This window comes from Jannaschia halovivens (assembly GCF_046452375.1).
Lineage (GTDB): Bacteria > Pseudomonadota > Alphaproteobacteria > Rhodobacterales > Rhodobacteraceae > Jannaschia > Jannaschia halovivens.
On sequence record NZ_JBKFDJ010000001.1, the window covers coordinates 1,711,714 to 1,729,115 of the forward strand.

The following is a 17,402-nucleotide window of genomic DNA, read 5'->3' on the forward strand; positions in this document are numbered from 1 at the left end:
GACCAAGAATGAAACTGATCCTGACGACGGCGCTTGCCGCCCTCACCGCGACCGCGGCCCTGGCCGACGGCCACGCGACGACGATCCGCATGGGCACCGAGGGCGCCTATGCCCCCTACAACTTCCTCAACGACGCGGGCGAGGTCGACGGCTTCGAGATCGAGCTGGGCAACATGCTCTGCGAGAAGGCCGAGCTGACCTGCGAGTGGGTGACGAACGAGTGGGATTCGATCATCCCGAACCTCACCTCGGGCAACTACGACACGATCATGGCCGGCATGTCGATCACCGACGAGCGCGACGAGGTCATCGACTTCACCCAGAACTACTTCCCGCCGACCGAGTCGAACTACGTCGCCCTGTCGGACGATGCCGATCTCGAAGGCGGCGTGATCGCGGCGCAGACCAACACGATCCAGGCCGGCTACATCGCGGAATCGGGCGCCACGCTCCTGGAATTCGCCACCTATGACGAGACCGTCGCCGCCGTCCGCAACGGCGAGGCGGACGCCGTCTTCGCCGACCGCGACGCGCTTCTGCCGACGGTCGAGGAATCGGGCGGCGAGCTGGTCATCACCGGCGAGGGCGTGCCGCTGGGCGGTGGCGTCGGCATGGGCCTGCGCGAGAGCGACGGCGAGCTGCGCGACACCTTCGACGCGATCATCACCGACATGAAGGCCGATGGTTCGCTCAACGAACTGATCACCAAGTGGTTCGGCGAGGACGCGCCGCAGTACTGACCCACCCACCGGAGCGGCCCTAGCGGGCCGCTCCACCCCGCCCGACCGTCCGAGGTTTCCGGCCATCTTCTCCTTTTGCACCGATCCCGCCACGCTCGACGGCCTCGCCTGGCTGGGCTGCTACCTGACGACGGGCAAGCATTTCGCGTTCTACGGCGCGTTCGGCACGGTGCTGATCCTGCTGGCGGTGACGGCGCCCTCGGCGCTGGCCTTCGGCCTCGGGGGGGCGATGGCGGCCCGGTCGCGGATCGCGCCGCTGCGCTGGTTGGGCAAGGGCTATATCGCGGTCGTGCGCGGCGTGCCCGACATCGCGTTCTTTCTGTTCTTCGTGATCGCGCTGGACCAGGCGTTCGAGTGGATCCGGCACCAGGTCAAATGCCCCGAATGGGACGAGCCGATCCGCCAGGGCACCGACTTTATCGTTTGCCAATCCGCCAAGCTGCCGCTCGGCAACGCGCCGCAATGGGTACACGAAGGCTACGGCTTCGCGCTCGCGGTGCTGACCTTCGCCATCGTCTTCGGCGCCTTCGCCGCCAACGTCCTCTACGGCGCGATGCGGGCCGTCCCCCGCGCGCAGGTCGAGACCGCCGAGGCCTACGGCATGTCGCGGTCGCAGGCGTTTCGCCGGGTGATCCTGCCGCAGATGTGGGTCTACGCGCTGCCGGGGCTGGGCAATCTCTGGATGGTGCTGATCAAGGCGACGCCGCTTCTGTTCCTGCTGGGCGTCGAGGACATCGTCTATTGGGCGCGCGAACTGGGCGCGGCCAAGACGCCGCGCTTTTCCGACTATCCCCATGGCGACTGGCGCATCTGGTATTTCTCGGCGCTGCTGGTCTTCTACCTCGCCTTCACCCGCGTCTCCGAGATCATGATCACACGGCTGACGCGGCGCCTGTCCCGTGGTCAGGCGACGGCGGCCGGCGAAGCGATGCGGAAGGCGGGCGCATGACCGACCCTGCCGCCACCGGGCGCGTCTGATGGAAGAGTGTCTCCAGACCATCGCCGACTATGGCCTCCGCTCGCTCGGGATCGGTGAGCGGCTGTTGCCGCGCTCGGAGTTCACGCTCTGCCAGCAGATCGTGCTGATCGGCTCGGGCCTGATCTGGAACGTCTATTTCGGGCTGATCGCGCTTCTGTCGGGCTTCGCGCTGGCGACGGTGCTGGCGGTCGGCAAGGCCTCGCCCAAGCTCTGGGCGCGCAAGCCGTCGGAGTGGTTCATCTTCCTCTTCCGAGGCTCGCCGCTCTTCATCCAGTTCTTCTTCGCCTATTTCGCCTTCCTCGCCCTCAAGCAGGTCGCCCCCTGGGCCGAACCGCTCTCCTCGGCCTGGGCCGGCGCGGTCGTCGTGCTCTTCCTCAACACCGCCGCCTATTCGGCCGAGATTTTCTACGGCGCGCTGGGCTCGGTCCCGAAGGGCGACCAGGAGGCGGCCGAGGCCTACGGGATCACCGGCTGGCGCAAGTTCAAGCGGATCACCTGGCCCACAACGCTGCGCCTTGCATGGCCCGCCTACACGAACGAGGCGATCTTCCTCTTCCACGCGACGACGCTGGTGTTCTTCACCGGCTTCCCGGCGCGCCAGCAGAAGGGCGACGCGCTCTATTACGCCAATTACTTCGCCGACAAGACGTTCAACCCCTTCGTGCCCTACCCGATCCTCGCGGGGTATTTCATCCTCCTGACTCTCGTCATCATCGGCATCATGGGCGCCATCAACCGTCGCCTGAACCGCCACCTGCCCGAAGCGCCGGGACGGCCGAGCCTTCTGGGACAGGTGATGCGATGAGCGATGAGGCACCCGCAGGCTGGCTCCACGACCATCCCGAGATCCACTCGGTCCGCGCCGCGGCCTGCGACCTCAACGGGCAGGCGCGCGGCAAGCGCATTCCGCGCCGCTTCGCCCACAAGCTCGAGACGGACGGCACGCGGTTCCCGTTCTCGATCCTCAACCTCGACATCTGGGGCGAGGATATCGAGGACAGCCCGCTGGTCTTCGACACCGGCGACGCGGACGGCATCCTGAAGCCGACCGAGCGGGGCTTCGTGCCGATGCCGTGGCTGGCCACGCCGACCGCGCTCCTGCCGGTCTGGATGTACCACGAGGACGGGCGGCCCTTCGCGGGCGATCCGCGTCACGCGCTGGCCGCCGTGCTGGCGCGCTATGCCAAGCACGGGCTGACGCCGGTGGTCGCGACCGAGATGGAGTTCTACCTGATCGACGACAGCACGCGGCAACTCCGCGCGCCGATCTCGCCCGTCTCGGGCAAGCGGCGGCCGGGGGCAGAAACGCTCTCGATGCGGCAGCTCGACGCCTTCGACATGTTCTTCACCCAGCTCTACGACGCCTGCGAGGCGATGGATATTCCCGCAAACACCGCCATTTCCGAGGCCGGGATCGGCCAGTTCGAGATCGACCTCAGCCACCAGCCCGACGCGCTGAAGGCCGCCGACGACGCGTGGCTCTTCAAGCTCGCCCTGCGCGGGCTGGCGCGGCAGCACGGCTTCGCGGCCAGCTTTATGGCCAAGCCCTATCCGGATTACGCGGGCAACGGGATGCATGTGCATTTCTCGGTGCTGGACGCGGACGGCGCGAACGTGTTCGACGATGGCGGGTCCGAAGGCTCGGACATGCTGCGCCATGCGGTCGCGGGCCTCCTGGCGGCGGCCCCGGCCTCGACCCTCGTCTTCGCGCCGCATCTCAACAGCTATGACCGGCTCGTGCCGGGCGCGCACGCGCCCACCGGCCTCGCCTGGGCCTACGAGAACCGCACCAGCGCCATCCGCATTCCCTCCGGCCCCACGGCCGCGCGCCGGATCGAGCATCGCATCTCGGGCGGGGACGCGAACCCCTACCTGCTGCTGGCCAGCATCCTCGCCGCCGCATTGCAGGGGATCGAGGACGCGCAGGACCCGCCGCCGCCGATCACCGGAAACGCCTACGCGATGAACCTGCCGCAGATCCCGTCGCGCTGGGCCGAGGCGATCGACCGCTTCGAGAGCGATCCGTGGTCCGCCCGCCTGTTGCCCAGCGCGCTCATACGGAACCTCGTCCTGACCAAGCGGCAGGAATTACGCGATATCGACGCACTGACCGAGGACGAGCGGATGGACCTCTACCTGGACACCGTGTGACCGCGGGCGTCTTCGCCGCAGTCCTCGGCGCGGCGCTCCTCCATGCCGGGTGGAACGCGCTGGTGAAGTCGGGCGCCTCGAAGGTCGGCGGGATCACGATCATGACCCTCGTGCAGGGGGGTGCGGGCGGTCTGATCGCGCTGAGCCTGCCGCTGCCCACGGGGCCGGTCTGGGGCTGGCTGGCGCTGTCCGGGGCTTTCCACGCAGGCTATAAGCTCTTCCTCGCCTTCGCCTACGAGCAGGGTGACCTCAGCCGCGTCTATCCCATCGCGCGCGGGGCGGCGCCGATGATCGTCCTCCTCGTCTCGCCGCTGCTTCTGACCGATATCCTGACCCCGACCGAGATCGTCGGCATCGCGATCCTCGGGGCGGGGATCGCGACCATGGCCGCCGGCAGCCTGCGCGCCCGCGAGGCACGGCGCCTGATCCCCTACGCCCTCGGCTCGGCCCTGATGACGGCGGGCTATACGATCGTCGACGGCTCAGGCGCTCGGGTCGCGGCCTCGGCCACGCAATACGTCGCGTGGCTCTTCCTCCTCGACGTCCTGATCTTCACGCCGATCATCCTGGCGCTGCGCGGGCGCGAGGTGCTGCGCGCGGATGCGCGGGCCTGGGGCCTCGGCGCGCTGGCCGCACTCCTGTCCTACGCCGCCTATGCGGTCGCCGTCTGGGCCATGACCGTGGCCCCCATCGCGCTGGTCGGCGCATTGCGCGAGACGTCGATCCTCTTCGCGGTCCTGATCGGCTGGCTGATCCTCGGCGAACGGATCGACCGCTGGAAGGCCGTCGCCGCGATCCTGATCGTCGGCGGCGTCGCCCTCACTCGGCTCTAGCGCCCGCACGCACTAGCACCGCCCGGCCAGCACCATCGCCCAATAGACCGTGCCTCCGCCCCGCGCGGCGGCCACCGCGCCATGGGTCGCCCGCCGGTCGAGGATGTTGCGGCGATGCCCCGACGAGCCGAGCCAGTCCCGCATCACCGCGCCCAGATCGCCCTGCCCCGTCGCCACGTTCTCTGCCGCGAAGCAGCCGCGGAACCCCGTGGCGCGAACCCGGTCGAACACCGACGAGCCGCCCGGTCCGTCATGCCCGATCCGCCCCCGTCGTGCCATGTGATCCGCCTGCGCCTGCGCGGCGCGCATCAACTGCGCATCGTCGGCGATCGGAGCCAGGCCCGCCGCCGCGCGCGCCGGCGTCGCCGCATCCATCGGCCCGGCCTGCACGCCAAGCGCCAGACACAGGCCCACCACAACCGCCATCAAGAACCGCATCGTCATCGCCCCGCATCCTGCCCGCCGGATCTTAACAACCCGTGACCGCCGCGACGACGCTTGCCGCCATCCCGCCCCCGGCATAGCGTCGATCCGCGCAGCAACCTCCAAGGCATCCCATGAAAATCGGCATCCTGCAGGCCGGACACACGACCGAGGACATCCGCACCGTCCACGGCGATTTCGACGCCATGTTCAAACGGCTTCTGGACGGGCACGGCTTCACCTTTCGCGCCTACGATGTCGAGCACATGGTGTTTCCCGACGCCGTCACCGACTGCGACGGCTGGCTCGTGACCGGCTCGCGGCACGGCGCCTACGAAGACCATGCCTTCATCCCGCCGCTCGAAGCCTTCATCCGGGAGGCGCATGACGCGAACGTCCCCCTCGTCGGCATCTGCTTCGGACACCAGATCGTGGCGACTGCGCTCGGCGGCGAGGTGGTGAAATTCGATGGGGGCTGGGCGCTGGGCCGCCACCCCTACCGCCTGTCCGACGGATCCGAGATCACGCTCAACGCCTGGCATCAGGACCAGGTCGTGACCCTCCCGCCCGGAGCCGAGGTGCTGGCCTCGAGCGATTTCTGCGCCAACGCGATCCTCTCCTATGGCGACCGCGCCTTCACCGTGCAGGCCCATCCCGAATTCTCGAACGCCGTCCTGACCGATTACGTCCGCGTCCGGCGCGGCACGGGCACCTATCCCGACGACCGGATGGACGAGGCCGAGGCGACGCTGGCCAAGCCCGTCGACGACGCCCGCCTCGCCCGTGCCATCGCGCGCTTCTTCACCGACCGGGTGGCCCATGTCTGACTGGCTCGGCCGCATCCCCGATCACGCGCGCGCCTATCTCGACGGGCGCCGTCTCGACGAGGTCGAGTGCATCGTCGCCGACCTGTCGGGGATCGCGCGCGGCAAGGCGATGCCCGCCGCCAAGTTCGCCAAGCAGACGAAATTCTACCTTCCGAACTCCATCTTCCAGCAGACCATCACCGGCGACTGGGCCGAGGACGGCGACGCCGCCTTTCTCGAGCCGGACATGATCCTGACGCCCGATTTCGACACCGCCTGCGCCGCGCCCTGGACCGCGGACTGGACGCTGCAGGTCATCCACGACATGTCCGACCAGGCGGGCGAGCCCGTGCCGATGGCGCCGCGCAACGTCCTCAAGCGGGTGGTCTCGCTCTACGAAGCGCGGGGCTGGACCCCGGTCGTGGCGCCTGAGATGGAGTTCTATCTCGTCGCGCGCAACACCGACCCGTCCCAGCCGGTCCTGCCCCCCATGGGACGCTCGGGGCGCCGGGCCGCCGCGCGGCAGGCATACTCGATGTCTGCCGTTGACGAATACGGCCCCGTCATCGACGACATCTACGACTTCGCCGAGGCCATGGGCCTCGAGATCGACGGCATCCTGCAGGAGGGCGGCTCGGGCCAGGTCGAGATGAACCTCGCCCATGGCGACCCCGTCCGGCTGGCCGACGAGATCTTCTATTTCAAGCGCCTCATCCGCGAGGCCGCGCTCCGGCACGACTGCTACGCGACCTTCATGGCCAAGCCGATCCAGGACGAACCCGGCAGCGCCATGCATCTGCACCATTCCGTCGTGGACCGGGCCACGGGGCGCAACCTCTTCGACGGCGGCGACGGGACCGAGACCGAGGCCTTCATGCACTTCATCGGCGGCATGCAGCGGCACCTGCCCTCGGTCATCGCGCTGCTGGCGCCCTACGTGAACTCCTACCGGCGCTTCGTGCGCGACTTCGCGGCGCCCGTGAACCTCGAATGGGGGCGCGACAACCGCACGACCGGGCTGCGCGTCCCCGTCTCGGAGCCGGACGCCAAGCGCATCGAGAACCGCATCGCGGGGATGGACTGCAACCCGTATCTCGCCCTCGCCGCGTCGCTGGCCTGCGGCTATCTCGGGCTGGTCAACGAGATCGAGCCCGCGCCGCAATTCACCGGCGACGCCTATGACAGCGCCGACGGCATCCCGCGCGACCTTTCCACCGCGCTCGATCTCTTCGAGGCGGCGACCGAGATCCACGACGTGCTGCACCCGCGCTTCGCGTCGATCTACAGCGCGGTCAAACGGTTGGAGAACGGCGCCTTCCTGCAGGTCATCTCGCCCTGGGAGCGGGAGCATCTGCTCCTGAACGTGTGACGCGGGGGCCGCGCGGCTCGGGCGCGTCGTGGCTTCACGCCAATGGCGACCGGGGCGTCTGGCCGGACACGTGGTATGGGCGCGGGCTCGACCTGCCCGACCCGCACCCGCCGCTCAGGGGCCGCGTCACCGCCGATCTCTGTGTCGTCGGCGGCGGGATCACCGGGCTCTCGGCGGCGCTGCATGGCGCGCGGGCGGGGATGTCGGTCGTCCTGCTCGAGGCGCAGCGGGTCGGCTGGGGCGCGTCGGGGCGCAACGGGGGTCAGGTCGGCTCGGGGCTGAACTGGGGGCAGGAAAAGCTGGAGGCGAAGCTCGGCCCCACCCGCGCCCGCGCCGTCTGGGACCTCTGCGAGGACGCCAAGGCGCTGACCCGCCGCCTGATCGCGAGCCACGCGCCCGAGGCCGACTGGCGACCCGGCATCCTCTCGGTCGCGCGGGGGGAGACATCGCTCGGGCCGATGGCCGAGGCCGCCGCGCGGATGGACCGGAGCTACGGCACGGCGCTGGAGGTGCTGGACCGCGACGCGCTGGCCGCGCGGATCGGGACGCGCGCCTATGCGGGCGGCGTGCTGGATGCGTCGGCGGGGGTCGTGAACCCGCTGGCCTATGCGCTCGGCCTCGCACGGGCCTGCGTGGCGGCAGGCGTGACGATCCACGAAGGGTCCGAGGTTCACCGCATCGGCGACAGCGTGGCCGCGGCGCAGGGGGCGGTCACGGCGCGCTTCGTCCTGCACGCGACCAACGGCTACGGCGCGCACCTGACCGGAGCGTCGGCGGCGCGCGTCCTGCCGATCAACAACTTCATCGCCGTGACCGAGCCCCTCGCCGCACCCCCCATGGCCGCGCCGCTGGGCGTGGCCGACGACCGCTTCGTGGTGAACTACTTCCACCAGACCCGGGACGGGCGGCTCGTCTATGGCGGGGGCGAGAGCTACGGCCGCCGCTTCCCCACGGACATCGAAGCCCGCGTCCGCGCCAACCTCGCCCGCGTCTATCCGGCGCTCTCGGAGGTCCGGTTCGAGCATGCCTGGGGCGGCACGCTGGCGGTCACGGCGACGCGCCTGCCCTATCTCGACGAGGTGGCGCCAGGCGTCTTCTCCGCAGGGGGATATTCGGGCCACGGGCTGGCGCTCGCGGGGCTGATGGGCAAGCTCTGCGTCGAGGCGATGGGCGGCGCGCGCGACCGGTTCGACCTCCTCCGCGACCTGCCCGCGCCGGCTCTGCCGGGGGGGCGGATGATCGGTCCGTGGATGGCTCAGGCCGGATTGGTGGCCGGCGCCCTGCGGGACCGGATTCTGCCCTGACATCAGCGGGATAGCCGGTGCACCCCGCGTACACCCCGCGTACACCCCCCGTACACCCCCTGTCGTGACAGATGGGCATACGGGAGCGGGGGATGGCTTGCGGGGTGAGGGTGGGGATTGGGTTGGAGGAGGGGGCGGGGGCGGGGGCGGTTTGAGACGCTGGCCGCGCTCCCGGTGCCCCGCGCTGCCAGGTGGGCTGTGGCTCTGGGGGGCTGATGGCGCAGGCGGGGATGGAACGGAAGAAGGATTAGACGTAGGGTGCGTGCGCCGCCCAAACTAAGCGTGCCAAGACAGAGATTTCAGCGCAGAACAGCGTACAAGCCATCTAAGACTTAATGATCTTTTCTATCGTCATACCTCGCAAGGTTTTCAAGGTTCTTCCTAAATTTGCTCACTTCCTCCGGCAGGACAATAACAAAATCAAGAAGTCGCTCGGATAACCTTAGCGCAGAGCGGGCGCTCTCTTCATTTGGGTCAACAGCCTCATCAAAATGAGCGCCCAAATTACCCCCATCTTTAACGGCAACTGCAAGTTCTTTTAAGGGCTCCGACAAGTCAACCTTTTGTATTGCCAATTGAATTAACTGATGAAGTGTTCGTCTATCTCTACCAATTTCCGGATCATGTGGAACTAGAGTTTTAAAGATGCCTTCTACAGTCCGCCTCGCACCAGTTAATGCTCCCTCATAGTCTCCGCGAATGAGTGCCTCGCGAGAACGGGCCACGTTTGAAGCGAGGCGTTCAGGAAGAAGATGAGCTGAGGGATAATCCTCAATTCCATCCTGAGGAGCCGGATATACGTGAATAGCCAGCACGTGATCGCCGCGAAACTCGCTAGAAGTCTCCCCGAATATGACAATGGATGAAGCCTTTTCGCAGTTCGGGCATATTGATCGGGCCGTATAGCACTTTGCGCTTCCATTTATATGTCCATCCCGGAAGGAGTGGGCAGCCAGAACGCCGCAATGCCCGCAATGCAATCGTATTCCAGTCGGGGCTTGGCCACTCGAACCTTTGACGTTCCCTAGGAGACGGTCGGTCGGAATGCTCACCCCACCACCCCCATAAACTCCCGCCATTCCCCCTTGCTCATCCCGCTCGTCTCCTGCGTCACCTCCTCGCCGGCGAGCATGCGCCGCAAACACTCCACGCCCTTCCCCGAGAGTTGCGCGCCGCCCAGCCGGTAATCCTCGAACGCGCCGTAGGCGGCGGGGACCCAGTCGCGGACGATCCCACACAATGCCTCGGCATAGACGCGGATCTCCATCTGGGCGTGGGCGTCGGCGCGCAGGCGCAGGAAGTGGAAGAGGTTGTGGAGGTCCACCTTCCAGTACCATTGGGTGTAGATGTTCGCGGGCAGGTTCATGCGGGCGAGTTCGCGGGCGAGGCCCTGTTGGCCCTCCTGGGAGATCATCGCCTCGTAATGGTCGTAGGCGCGGGTCGAGTCGTCGCGGAGCCAGTCGAGGACGCGCTGCGCCTCTTCGCCCTGAAGTGCCTCGCCCCGGCCTTGGTTGTTGGTCTGCGACTGCGCGGCGAGGTCGTCCTCGGCGGGGATGTAGAACTCCCGGTCGAGGATGGAGTAGCGGGCGGAGTATTCGTTCACGTTGGCCGTCCGGTGGCGGATCCACTGGCGCGCGACGAAGACCGGCAGCTTCACGTGGAGCTTGATCTCGCACATCTCGAAGGGCGTCGAGTGCCAGTGCCGCATGAGGTAGCGGATCAGCCCCTCGTCGTTCGACACGGCCTTGGTGCCGCGCCCGTAGCTGACCCGCGCGGCCTGGGTGATGGCGCGGTCGTCGCCCATGTAGTCGATGACGCGGACGAAGCCGTGATCGAGCACGGGATGCGCGGTGTAGAGATGCTTCTCCATGCCGGGGGCGGTGGCGCGCAGGGTCTGATGGCTCTCGCCGCGCTGGGTGTCGATCTCGGCCTGTTGCTCGGGGGTCAGCGGCATGGGATGTCTCATCGGATTCGGGCGGTTGGCACAGGTTGGACCGCGGAGGCGCGGGGACGCAACATGTTGGGTGACGATTGAGCGCGGGCACGGATCGCGGGACACGGTTCCTCGAGCGGCGGCTGGGCGACTGGGCGCGCGCGCGGCTGCCCGGCGGCGTGGTCGAGGCGGTGATGTTCGTCCTCAAGCAAGGCTGGGCCGCGCTCTTCGGCGGGCTGTTCCTGATCGCCATCGTCGCGAGCCGCGCGGTCTGGTCCGAGGACTGGGCGCTGACGCGCTATGACGGGCTCTTCCTCTTCGCGGTGGCGACGCAGGCGGGGATGATCGCGCTCCGGCTGGAGAGCTGGGCCGAGGCGCGGGTGATCTTCCTCTTTCACCTGACGGGCACCGCGATGGAGGTGTTCAAGCTGGCACAGGGGTCGTGGGACTATCCCGACACCGGAATCTTCGAGATCGGGGGCGTGCCGCTCTTCTCGGGGTTCATGTACGCCGCCGTCGGCAGCTACATCGCGCGCGTCATCCGCGTCTTCGACATGCGGTTCGCCCCTGTCCCGCCCTGGTGGGTGCTGGGGGCGCTGGGGGCCGCGATCTACGGCAACTTCTTCTGGCACCATTGGGTCTGGGACGCGCGCTACCTGCTGATGGCCGCGACGGTGCTCCTCTTCGGCCGCACGCGCGTCTGGTTCCGGGTGTCCGAGCGGTTCTGGTGGATGCCGATGCCACTGGCGGCCCTTCTGGCGGCGGGCGCGATCTTCGTGGCCGAGAACGTCGGCACCTTCACCCAGACTTGGCTCTATGCGGGCCAGGGCGAGGGCCAGCCGGTGCCCTGGGGCAAGTTCGGGTCTTGGTACCTGCTGCTCTGGGTCAGCTTCGCGACTGTCACGCTGGTGATGCGCGACGCGCTGATGCGGGACCCGTGGCGGCCGGACGGGGTTGCCGCGGCGGACGCGGGGGCTAGGGTCGGGGCGTCCCCCTGACGGAGAGTCCGCGATGCCCATCACCTATCTGCACACCATGGTCCGGGTGAAGGACCTCGACGCCTCGATCGCCTTCTACAAACTCCTCGGCCTCGTCGAGCGTCGCCGCAGCGAGAGCGAGCAGGGCCGCTTCACGCTGGTCTTCATGTGCCCGCCCGATCAGGCCGACGGCCATGCGGATGTCGAGCTGACCTACAATTGGGACGGCGACGAGGGCCTGCCGTCCGACAGCCGCCATTTCGGGCATCTCGCCTATACGGTCGACGACATATACGCGACCTGCCGGCACCTGATGGAGAACGGCGTGACCATCAACCGCCCGCCCCGCGACGGGCACATGGCCTTCGTGCGCTCGCCCGACAACATCTCGGTCGAGCTTCTGCAGGCGGGCGACCGGAAGGCCCCCGAGGAGCCCTGGGCCAGCATGGACAACACCGGCCACTGGTAGGGGACGGGCGCCGCACCGGCGCCGCATTGCCTCCATCATCCGGGCAGGATCGACGTTTAACCCCAAGGGAACGTTAACCGGAGTCCGTCCTGCCATGCGCATTATCCAACGCTTCCTCACCGACGAGCGCGGTGCGCTCACCGTGGAATATGCCGTGCTCTGCGCGGTGACGGCGGGCCTCGGGGCTGCGACCGTCGCGGTCGTGCAGGCGGGGGCCGCCGATGCGGGCGCGGATCTCTCGGCCAATTCGGAATATTCGGCGCAGGTCGTCCAGCCGCGCGTGCGCGTGATCTACGACGAGGTGAAGATGTCCTCCATGTACAGCGCCATGGGCATCTACGAGGACAGCGAGCTGGGCACGCTGACGGCCTATGCCGACGAATGGGTCGATTTGGTCGAGACCTATTCCGACCAGGTGTCGCTCGACTTCAAGGAGCGGCTGACCGACTTCAACACCGCCATCGACCTCGTCTGGGCCGAGCGCGAACTGGCCCGCCCGATCGACGGGACCTGGGACGAGGCGGCGATCTCGGCCCTGCCGGGCGGCGCGGACGGCCTGGCGAACACATTCTATCAATAGAGACGCGCCAAGGCCGGGAATTGACCCCGGACCGAGCCCGCCCCCGCCCCACTTCCGCCACCCCGCCCCGCTACCCGTAGGTAAGTCACCAAGAACCCTTCGGAGTAGCCGAGTATGCGTATCAGTTTCATCGAGACCGAAGACGGGGCCGTCACCGTCGACTGGGTCGTCCTCACCGCCGCGCTCGTCGCGCTAGGGCTCGCCGTCATGATCTCGGTCAGCACCGGCGTCCAGTCGACCGTCGCCGCGATCGACGCCAACATGAACGCGCCCTCGGTCATCACCCGCATGAACCACGGCTTCGGCTATGCCGCCCATGACCAGGCGACCTTCAACCGCATGATCGTCGGCATGGCGGGAATGGACCCCGCCGATCTCGACCAGATCGCCGCCTTCTTCAACGAGGTGAACGAAAGCGATCTGAGCGGTCTCAGCGACGACGAACGGGGCCAGCTGGCCGATATCAACACCGCGATCGACATGGCCTATGTCGATGCGGGCGGCACGCGCATCACCGAGACCAGCTACGACGCGGTGACCGTGGCGGCGCTGGCCGAAGGGCTGGGCATCCCCAGCGCCGAGGCCGAGGTCGCGCCCGACGCCTGACGCTCAGCCGACGGGCAGGACCGCGGCGGCGACCCGCCGCCCCTCGCCGACCAGAACGTTGTAGGTCCGGCAGGCGGCGGGGGTGTTCATCACCTCGAGCCCCAGTCCCGCGCCCTCGACCGCCGCGCGCAGATCGCCCGGCACATGCGCGATCTCGGCCCCCGTCCCCACCAGGATCACGTCCACCTCACTCGTCAGCGCGGTCAGCGCGGCGGCGTCGTCGAAGCCGTCCCACGCCCGCCGCCCGCCGGCATGCAGAAGCGTCGCGCCCTCGACCACCTCGCCGCCGATGCGGAAGAAGCCGGGCCCATAGCCGTCGAAGGGCCGGGCATCGTCGAAGGTCACTTCGGTCAGGTTCATGGGGGCCTCCACGCGTCGAGCATCGGGGCGATCCCTATCGTCTTCCGACCCGGACCGGAAGGCGGCGCCCCCCCGCGCGTCAGACCGGTAGGCCCAGCACCACCGCACCCGCCACCACCGCATAGGCGATCCCGCGATAGAGACGTTCGGCGCCCGGCTGGAAGAGCCGCTGCCCGATCAGCGTCCCCGCCATATAGATCGGCAGAAGGATCAGCCCCGCCCAGAGCACGGGCGGCGGCAGCACGCCCTGCCACCAGAGCGCGGGCAGCAGCACCAATGTCACGGTCGTCAGGAAGGTGGCGAGGTTTGCGCGCATCCGCGCCGCCTGTCCCCCGCCCGCCAGCGTCACAAGGATCACAACCGGCCCCAGCAGACCGGTCGAGCCCCCCACCACGCCCGCCGCCGCCCCGATCCCGAGGCGCGGCCCCGCCGCATCCGACAGGCGCAGCTTCCAACCCGACACGACGGCCGCCAGCGTGATCGCCACGATGATGCAGATCGCCCAGCGGAGCGGAACCTCCGGCAGCCGCGTCAACAGCATCACGCCCAGCGGCATGGTGACCGCCGCGGCGGCGATCATCAGGCCGGTGGCGCGCTTGTCGCAGGCGGGCCAGGTCTTCGGCAGCATGGTGATCGCCGATCCCACGGCCGAGACCGAGAAGGCCGCGACCGCCACCTCGGGCGTCGCGACCCGCGCGGCCACCGGCATGAAGATCAGTGCCGCGCCGAAGCCCGCGAAGCCGTAGACGACGCCCGCCGCCAGCGCCGCCGCCACCAGCCAGCCGATCCCCGGCATGACCAGCGCGGCGACGAGGCCGTCAGGCATCCACGTCCGCGAATTGCGTCCCGGCGTCCGAGGGCTTCTTCGGATCCCGGTCGATGCCCAGCATCAGCACGACGTTCTTGGCCACGTAGACCGACGAATAGGTGCCGACGATGATGCCCCAGAAGATTGCGAAGACGAAGCCGCGGATCACGTCGCCGCCGAGGACCAGGAGCGCCAGCAGCGCCAAGAGCGTGGTCCCGGAGGTCATCAACGTCCGACTCAGCGTCTCGTTGGTCGAGAGGTTCATCACCTCCTGCAACGGGGTCTTCTTGTACTTGATGAGGTTCTCGCGCAGCCGGTCGAAGAGGACGACCGTGTCGTTGATCGAATAGCCGATGATCGTCAGGATCGCCGCGATCGTGGCGAGGTCGAAGCGGATCTGCAGCAGGCTGAAGATGCCGATGGTCAGCACCACATCGTGAACGAGGGCCGCGATGGCGCCCACCGAGAACTGCCATTCGAAGCGCAGCCAGATGTAGAACAGGATCGCCACCAGCGACGCGCCCACCGCCAGAAGGGCCGTCGTGATCAGCTCGCCCGAAACCTTCGGCCCGACGCTTTCGACGGACGGGAAGGTGATCGACGGATCGACGCCCTGCAACGCGGCCTCGACGGCGGCGATGGTGGCCGGGGTCACGGATTCCGCGCCGTCCTGCGCCTGGATGCGGACCTGCGCGACGTTGCGCCCGGCTTCGAATGTGGGGTCGAACACCTCGGTGATGGTGACGTCGCCCAGCCCCAGCGGCGTCAGCGCGTCCCGGTAGGCGCCGACATCGACCGATTGCGTGGACTCGGTGCGGATCGTCGTGCCGCCGAGGAAGTCGATCCCGAAGTTCAGACCGACGATCAGCCAGATCGCGATCGACGCGATCATGGCCACGATCGACGCGCCGAAGGTGACCTTCCGCCACTTGAAGAAATCGAAGCTGGTCTGCTGGGGGACGAGGCGAAGGCGCATGTCAGACCTCGATCTGCTTGGGACGGCGGCGTTCGAACCAGAGGATGATCAGAAGCCGTGTGACGAAGATCGCCGTGAAGACCGAGGTCAGGATGCCGATCCCCAGCGTCACCGCGAAGCCCCGCACCGGGCCGGAGCCGAGGGTGAAGAGGATCGTGGCGATGATGAAGGTCGTGATGTTGGCGTCGACGATGGCGGACAGCGCCCGCTCGTAGCCCAGCTCGATCGCCCGCGCCGGGCCTTTGGCGGTGCGCAATTCCTCGCGGATACGCTCGAAGACCAGCACATTGGCGTCGACCGCCATGCCGATGGTCAACACGATCCCCGCGATGCCCGGCAGGGTCAGCGTGCCGCCGATCAGGCTGAGGATGCCGAAGATCAGTGCCACATTGATGCCCAGCGCCACCGTCGCGAACACCCCGAAGAGGCCATAGGCCGCGACCATAAACACGACGACCGCGGCCATCGCCACCAGCGAGGCGACCTGCCCCGCGTCGATGCTGTCCTGGCCCAGCTCGGGTCCGATGGTCCGCTCCTCGAGGAAGGTCATCTCGGCCGGCAGCGCGCCCGCGCGCAGCAGGATCGACAGGCGGTTCGCCTCGGCCACGTCGAAATTGCCGGTGATCTGGCCCGACCCGCCCGTGATCGCCTGGCGGATAACGGGGGCGGTCACGACCTCCTCGTCCAGCACGATGGCGAAGGGCGCGCCGACATTGTTGGCGGTGAACTCCCCGAAGGCGCGCGCGCCCGACGGGTTGAAACGGAAGGTGACCGCGGGCAGGCCGTTCTGGTCGAAGGCCGGCTGGCTGTCCACGAGATCGTCGCCGGTCACGACGGGCGTGCGTTCGAGGATGTAATACGCCCCCGCCTCGTCCATCGACGGATGCAGAAGCTGGTCGGCGTCGACCGTGGTCTCAGCGCTGCCCGACCGGCTGACGACCGGGTGGAAGGTCAGCCGCGCGGTCGTCCCGATCAGCTCCTTCAATTCCTGCGCTGAGCCGATGCCCGGCACCTGGATCAGGATGCGGTCCGCGCCCTGACGCTGGATCGTCGGCTCGCGGGTGCCAGCCTCGTCGACGCGGCGACGGATGATCTCGAGCGATTGCTGCATCGTGCGGTCGTCGGTCGCGGTCCGCTCCGCATCCGATAGCGTGACCGTCAGGATATCGCCCGCGACCTCGACGTCGATATCGGACTGCCCGACCCCCGTCAGCGAGACGATCGGCTGCGCCAGCGCACGCACGGCATCGGCCGCGGCCTGCGCGCCCCCGGGCTCCGAGAAGCGGACACGAAGTTCGTCGGCCGGGCTGTCCTGACGGCGGATGGTGCCGATCTGGTCGCGCACCTCGCGGAGCGCGTCGCGCACCTCGGGCCAGTAGCCGTCGAGCCGCGCGGCGTAGACGTCGCCCAGCTGCACCTCAGCCAGGAGATGCGCCCCGCCCCGCAGGTCCAGTCCCAGATTGACGAGGCTCGACGGCAGGATCTCGGGCCATTGGGCCAGATCGGCCTCGATCTCCGGGGTCGCGATCGCGCCGCGCTCGATGGCCGTGACGGCGTCGTTATGCCGCTCGGCGCGGGTGTAGAAGACGTTGGGCAGCGCCAGCGCCAGCCCGGCGAGGCAGACGAGGATGATGCCCAGACGCTTCCAGAGCGCGATCTGAAGCATGGATCAGCCCGCCGGTTCGGTCTTCGACAGAACCTGCGCGATGGTGGCGCGGACGACGCGGACCTTTACGCCCTCGGCGATCTCGACCTCCAGCTCGCCGTCTTCCTTGACCTTGGACACCTTGCCGATCAGCCCGCCCTGCGTGACGACCTGGTCGCCCCGGCGCAGCGCCTCGACCATGGCCTTGTGTTCCTTCACCTTCTTCTGCTGCGGACGGATCAGCAGGAAGTACATGATCGCGAAGATCAGGATCAGGGGGATGAAGCTGCCGAAACCGGCGGCGACGTCGGCGCCCTGGGCGTAGGCGGGAGTGGCGAACATGAACGGGGTCCTATCGGTATCGGTCGGGTGCGCGGGCGCGCCCTGATGCGGTCGGGCGCGAACCTATTCGGGGCACATGGGGGGCGCAAGCCGTGCTGGCA

Annotated in this window: 20 protein-coding genes; 12 read left to right on the plus strand and 8 right to left on the minus strand. The window is 68.2% G+C overall.

All coding sequences use genetic code 11. The features are described 5' to 3' along the window. The first annotated feature begins 8 nt into the window (after positions 1 to 8). The 5 genes from ACK8OR_RS08625 (at position 9) to ACK8OR_RS08645 (ending at position 4,703) form a co-directional block, all read left to right on the plus strand. Positions 9 to 740 carry a transporter substrate-binding domain-containing protein gene (locus ACK8OR_RS08625; RefSeq protein ID WP_410188999.1) on the plus strand — a complete coding sequence of 244 codons (732 nt, stop codon included), beginning with the start codon at positions 9 to 11 and terminating at the stop codon, positions 738 to 740. A 64-nt stretch (positions 741 to 804) separates the two neighbouring features. Beyond that, positions 805 to 1,689, plus strand: coding sequence for an ABC transporter permease (locus ACK8OR_RS08630; protein ID WP_410189883.1), 885 nt, complete (start codon positions 805 to 807; stop codon positions 1,687 to 1,689). Between the two features lie 28 nt (positions 1,690 to 1,717). Further along, positions 1,718 to 2,524 (plus strand): ABC transporter permease, encoded by an 807-nt coding sequence (locus ACK8OR_RS08635; protein WP_410189000.1) that lies wholly within the window; start codon positions 1,718 to 1,720, stop codon positions 2,522 to 2,524. Then, complete coding sequence (locus ACK8OR_RS08640) at positions 2,521 to 3,870, plus strand: glutamine synthetase family protein (protein WP_410189001.1); 1,350 nt, start codon at positions 2,521 to 2,523, stop codon at positions 3,868 to 3,870. Before ACK8OR_RS08635 ends, ACK8OR_RS08640 begins: the two co-directional genes overlap by 4 nt. Next, complete coding sequence (locus tag ACK8OR_RS08645; protein WP_410189002.1) at positions 3,867 to 4,703, plus strand: EamA family transporter; 837 nt, start codon at positions 3,867 to 3,869, stop codon at positions 4,701 to 4,703. The genes ACK8OR_RS08640 and ACK8OR_RS08645 overlap by 4 nt, the downstream gene beginning before the upstream one ends. A 12-nt stretch (positions 4,704 to 4,715) precedes the next feature. Here ACK8OR_RS08645 and ACK8OR_RS08650 read toward each other — a convergent pair whose 3' ends face one another. Further along, positions 4,716 to 5,147, minus strand: a complete 432-nt coding sequence (locus ACK8OR_RS08650) for a CAP domain-containing protein (RefSeq protein WP_410189003.1) — start codon at positions 5,145 to 5,147, stop codon at positions 4,716 to 4,718. A gap of 113 nt (positions 5,148 to 5,260) precedes the next feature. On the opposite strand from ACK8OR_RS08650, the gene ACK8OR_RS08655 reads away from it, so the two are divergent. The 3 genes from ACK8OR_RS08655 to ACK8OR_RS08665 are packed head-to-tail and all read left to right on the plus strand — an operon-like array spanning position 5,261 to position 8,605. Next, entirely contained in the window at positions 5,261 to 5,953 is a 693-nt protein-coding gene (locus tag ACK8OR_RS08655) for a type 1 glutamine amidotransferase (protein ID WP_410189004.1), read from the plus strand. Next, entirely contained in the window at positions 5,946 to 7,301 is a 1,356-nt protein-coding gene (locus tag ACK8OR_RS08660; protein ID WP_410189005.1) for a glutamine synthetase family protein, read from the plus strand. Before ACK8OR_RS08655 ends, ACK8OR_RS08660 begins: the two co-directional genes overlap by 8 nt. Continuing rightward, a complete protein-coding gene (locus ACK8OR_RS08665; protein ID WP_410189006.1) occupies positions 7,298 to 8,605 on the plus strand; it encodes an NAD(P)/FAD-dependent oxidoreductase in 1,308 nt (435 codons plus the stop codon). Before ACK8OR_RS08660 ends, ACK8OR_RS08665 begins: the two co-directional genes overlap by 4 nt. Before the next feature lie 332 nt (positions 8,606 to 8,937). Here ACK8OR_RS08665 and ACK8OR_RS08670 read toward each other — a convergent pair whose 3' ends face one another. Both ACK8OR_RS08670 and thyX read right to left on the minus strand, forming a co-directional pair. Next, positions 8,938 to 9,420 carry a DUF4145 domain-containing protein gene (locus tag ACK8OR_RS08670; protein ID WP_410189007.1) on the minus strand — a complete coding sequence of 161 codons (483 nt, stop codon included), beginning with the start codon at positions 9,418 to 9,420 and terminating at the stop codon, positions 8,938 to 8,940. Between the two features lie 233 nt (positions 9,421 to 9,653). Continuing rightward, positions 9,654 to 10,559, minus strand: coding sequence for an FAD-dependent thymidylate synthase (gene thyX, locus ACK8OR_RS08675; RefSeq protein ID WP_410189008.1), 906 nt, complete (start codon positions 10,557 to 10,559; stop codon positions 9,654 to 9,656). A gap of 77 nt (positions 10,560 to 10,636) precedes the next feature. On the opposite strand from thyX, the gene ACK8OR_RS08680 reads away from it, so the two are divergent. The 4 genes from ACK8OR_RS08680 (at position 10,637) to ACK8OR_RS08695 (ending at position 13,170) form a co-directional block, all read left to right on the plus strand. Beyond that, positions 10,637 to 11,536, plus strand: a complete 900-nt coding sequence (locus tag ACK8OR_RS08680; RefSeq protein ID WP_410189009.1) for a DUF817 domain-containing protein — start codon at positions 10,637 to 10,639, stop codon at positions 11,534 to 11,536. A gap of 13 nt (positions 11,537 to 11,549) precedes the next feature. Continuing rightward, positions 11,550 to 11,984, plus strand: a complete 435-nt coding sequence (locus tag ACK8OR_RS08685) for a VOC family protein (protein ID WP_410189010.1) — start codon at positions 11,550 to 11,552, stop codon at positions 11,982 to 11,984. Between the two features lie 94 nt (positions 11,985 to 12,078). Continuing rightward, positions 12,079 to 12,564 (plus strand): Flp family type IVb pilin, encoded by a 486-nt coding sequence (locus tag ACK8OR_RS08690; protein WP_410189011.1) that lies wholly within the window; start codon positions 12,079 to 12,081, stop codon positions 12,562 to 12,564. A 114-nt stretch (positions 12,565 to 12,678) separates the two neighbouring features. Next, entirely contained in the window at positions 12,679 to 13,170 is a 492-nt protein-coding gene (locus ACK8OR_RS08695) for a hypothetical protein (protein ID WP_410189012.1), read from the plus strand. A 3-nt stretch (positions 13,171 to 13,173) separates the two neighbouring features. Here ACK8OR_RS08695 and ACK8OR_RS08700 read toward each other — a convergent pair whose 3' ends face one another. From ACK8OR_RS08700 to yajC, 5 genes are all read right to left on the minus strand, one after another. Then, positions 13,174 to 13,530, minus strand: coding sequence for an Mth938-like domain-containing protein (locus ACK8OR_RS08700; protein WP_410189013.1), 357 nt, complete (start codon positions 13,528 to 13,530; stop codon positions 13,174 to 13,176). A gap of 79 nt (positions 13,531 to 13,609) precedes the next feature. Continuing rightward, complete coding sequence (locus ACK8OR_RS08705) at positions 13,610 to 14,356, minus strand: sulfite exporter TauE/SafE family protein (protein WP_410189014.1); 747 nt, start codon at positions 14,354 to 14,356, stop codon at positions 13,610 to 13,612. After that, positions 14,349 to 15,314 carry a protein translocase subunit SecF gene (gene secF, locus ACK8OR_RS08710; RefSeq protein WP_410189015.1) on the minus strand — a complete coding sequence of 322 codons (966 nt, stop codon included), beginning with the start codon at positions 15,312 to 15,314 and terminating at the stop codon, positions 14,349 to 14,351. Before secF ends, ACK8OR_RS08705 begins: the two co-directional genes overlap by 8 nt. A gap of 1 nt (position 15,315) precedes the next feature. Further along, positions 15,316 to 16,980: a protein translocase subunit SecD gene (gene secD, locus ACK8OR_RS08715; RefSeq protein WP_410189016.1), complete on the minus strand. Its 1,665-nt coding sequence runs from the start codon at positions 16,978 to 16,980 to the stop codon at positions 15,316 to 15,318. A 3-nt stretch (positions 16,981 to 16,983) separates the two neighbouring features. Continuing rightward, the gene (yajC, locus tag ACK8OR_RS08720) at positions 16,984 to 17,301 is read right to left on the minus strand and encodes a preprotein translocase subunit YajC (protein WP_410189017.1); all 318 of its coding nucleotides are present in this window, start codon (positions 17,299 to 17,301) and stop codon (positions 16,984 to 16,986) included. Positions 17,302 to 17,402: the final 101 nt, after the last annotated feature.

Coding starts and splice junctions, on each gene's coding strand:
- ACK8OR_RS08690 (WP_410189011.1), top strand. CDS start 12,079: ATGCGCATTATCCAACGCTTCCTCACCGACGAGCGCGGTGCGCTCACC.
- ACK8OR_RS08625 (WP_410188999.1), top strand. CDS start 9: ATGAAACTGATCCTGACGACGGCGCTTGCCGCCCTCACCGCGACCGCG.
- ACK8OR_RS08655 (WP_410189004.1), top strand. CDS start 5,261: ATGAAAATCGGCATCCTGCAGGCCGGACACACGACCGAGGACATCCGC.
- ACK8OR_RS08660 (WP_410189005.1), top strand. CDS start 5,946: ATGTCTGACTGGCTCGGCCGCATCCCCGATCACGCGCGCGCCTATCTC.
- thyX (WP_410189008.1), bottom strand. CDS start 10,559: ATGCCGCTGACCCCCGAGCAACAGGCCGAGATCGACACCCAGCGCGGC.
- secD (WP_410189016.1), bottom strand. CDS start 16,980: ATGCTTCAGATCGCGCTCTGGAAGCGTCTGGGCATCATCCTCGTCTGC.
- ACK8OR_RS08695 (WP_410189012.1), top strand. CDS start 12,679: ATGCGTATCAGTTTCATCGAGACCGAAGACGGGGCCGTCACCGTCGAC.
- ACK8OR_RS08635 (WP_410189000.1), top strand. CDS start 1,718: ATGGAAGAGTGTCTCCAGACCATCGCCGACTATGGCCTCCGCTCGCTC.
- ACK8OR_RS08700 (WP_410189013.1), bottom strand. CDS start 13,530: ATGAACCTGACCGAAGTGACCTTCGACGATGCCCGGCCCTTCGACGGC.
- yajC (WP_410189017.1), bottom strand. CDS start 17,301: ATGTTCGCCACTCCCGCCTACGCCCAGGGCGCCGACGTCGCCGCCGGT.
- ACK8OR_RS08640 (WP_410189001.1), top strand. CDS start 2,521: ATGAGCGATGAGGCACCCGCAGGCTGGCTCCACGACCATCCCGAGATC.
- secF (WP_410189015.1), bottom strand. CDS start 15,314: ATGCGCCTTCGCCTCGTCCCCCAGCAGACCAGCTTCGATTTCTTCAAG.
- ACK8OR_RS08685 (WP_410189010.1), top strand. CDS start 11,550: ATGCCCATCACCTATCTGCACACCATGGTCCGGGTGAAGGACCTCGAC.
- ACK8OR_RS08705 (WP_410189014.1), bottom strand. CDS start 14,356: ATGCCTGACGGCCTCGTCGCCGCGCTGGTCATGCCGGGGATCGGCTGG.
- ACK8OR_RS08650 (WP_410189003.1), bottom strand. CDS start 5,147: ATGACGATGCGGTTCTTGATGGCGGTTGTGGTGGGCCTGTGTCTGGCG.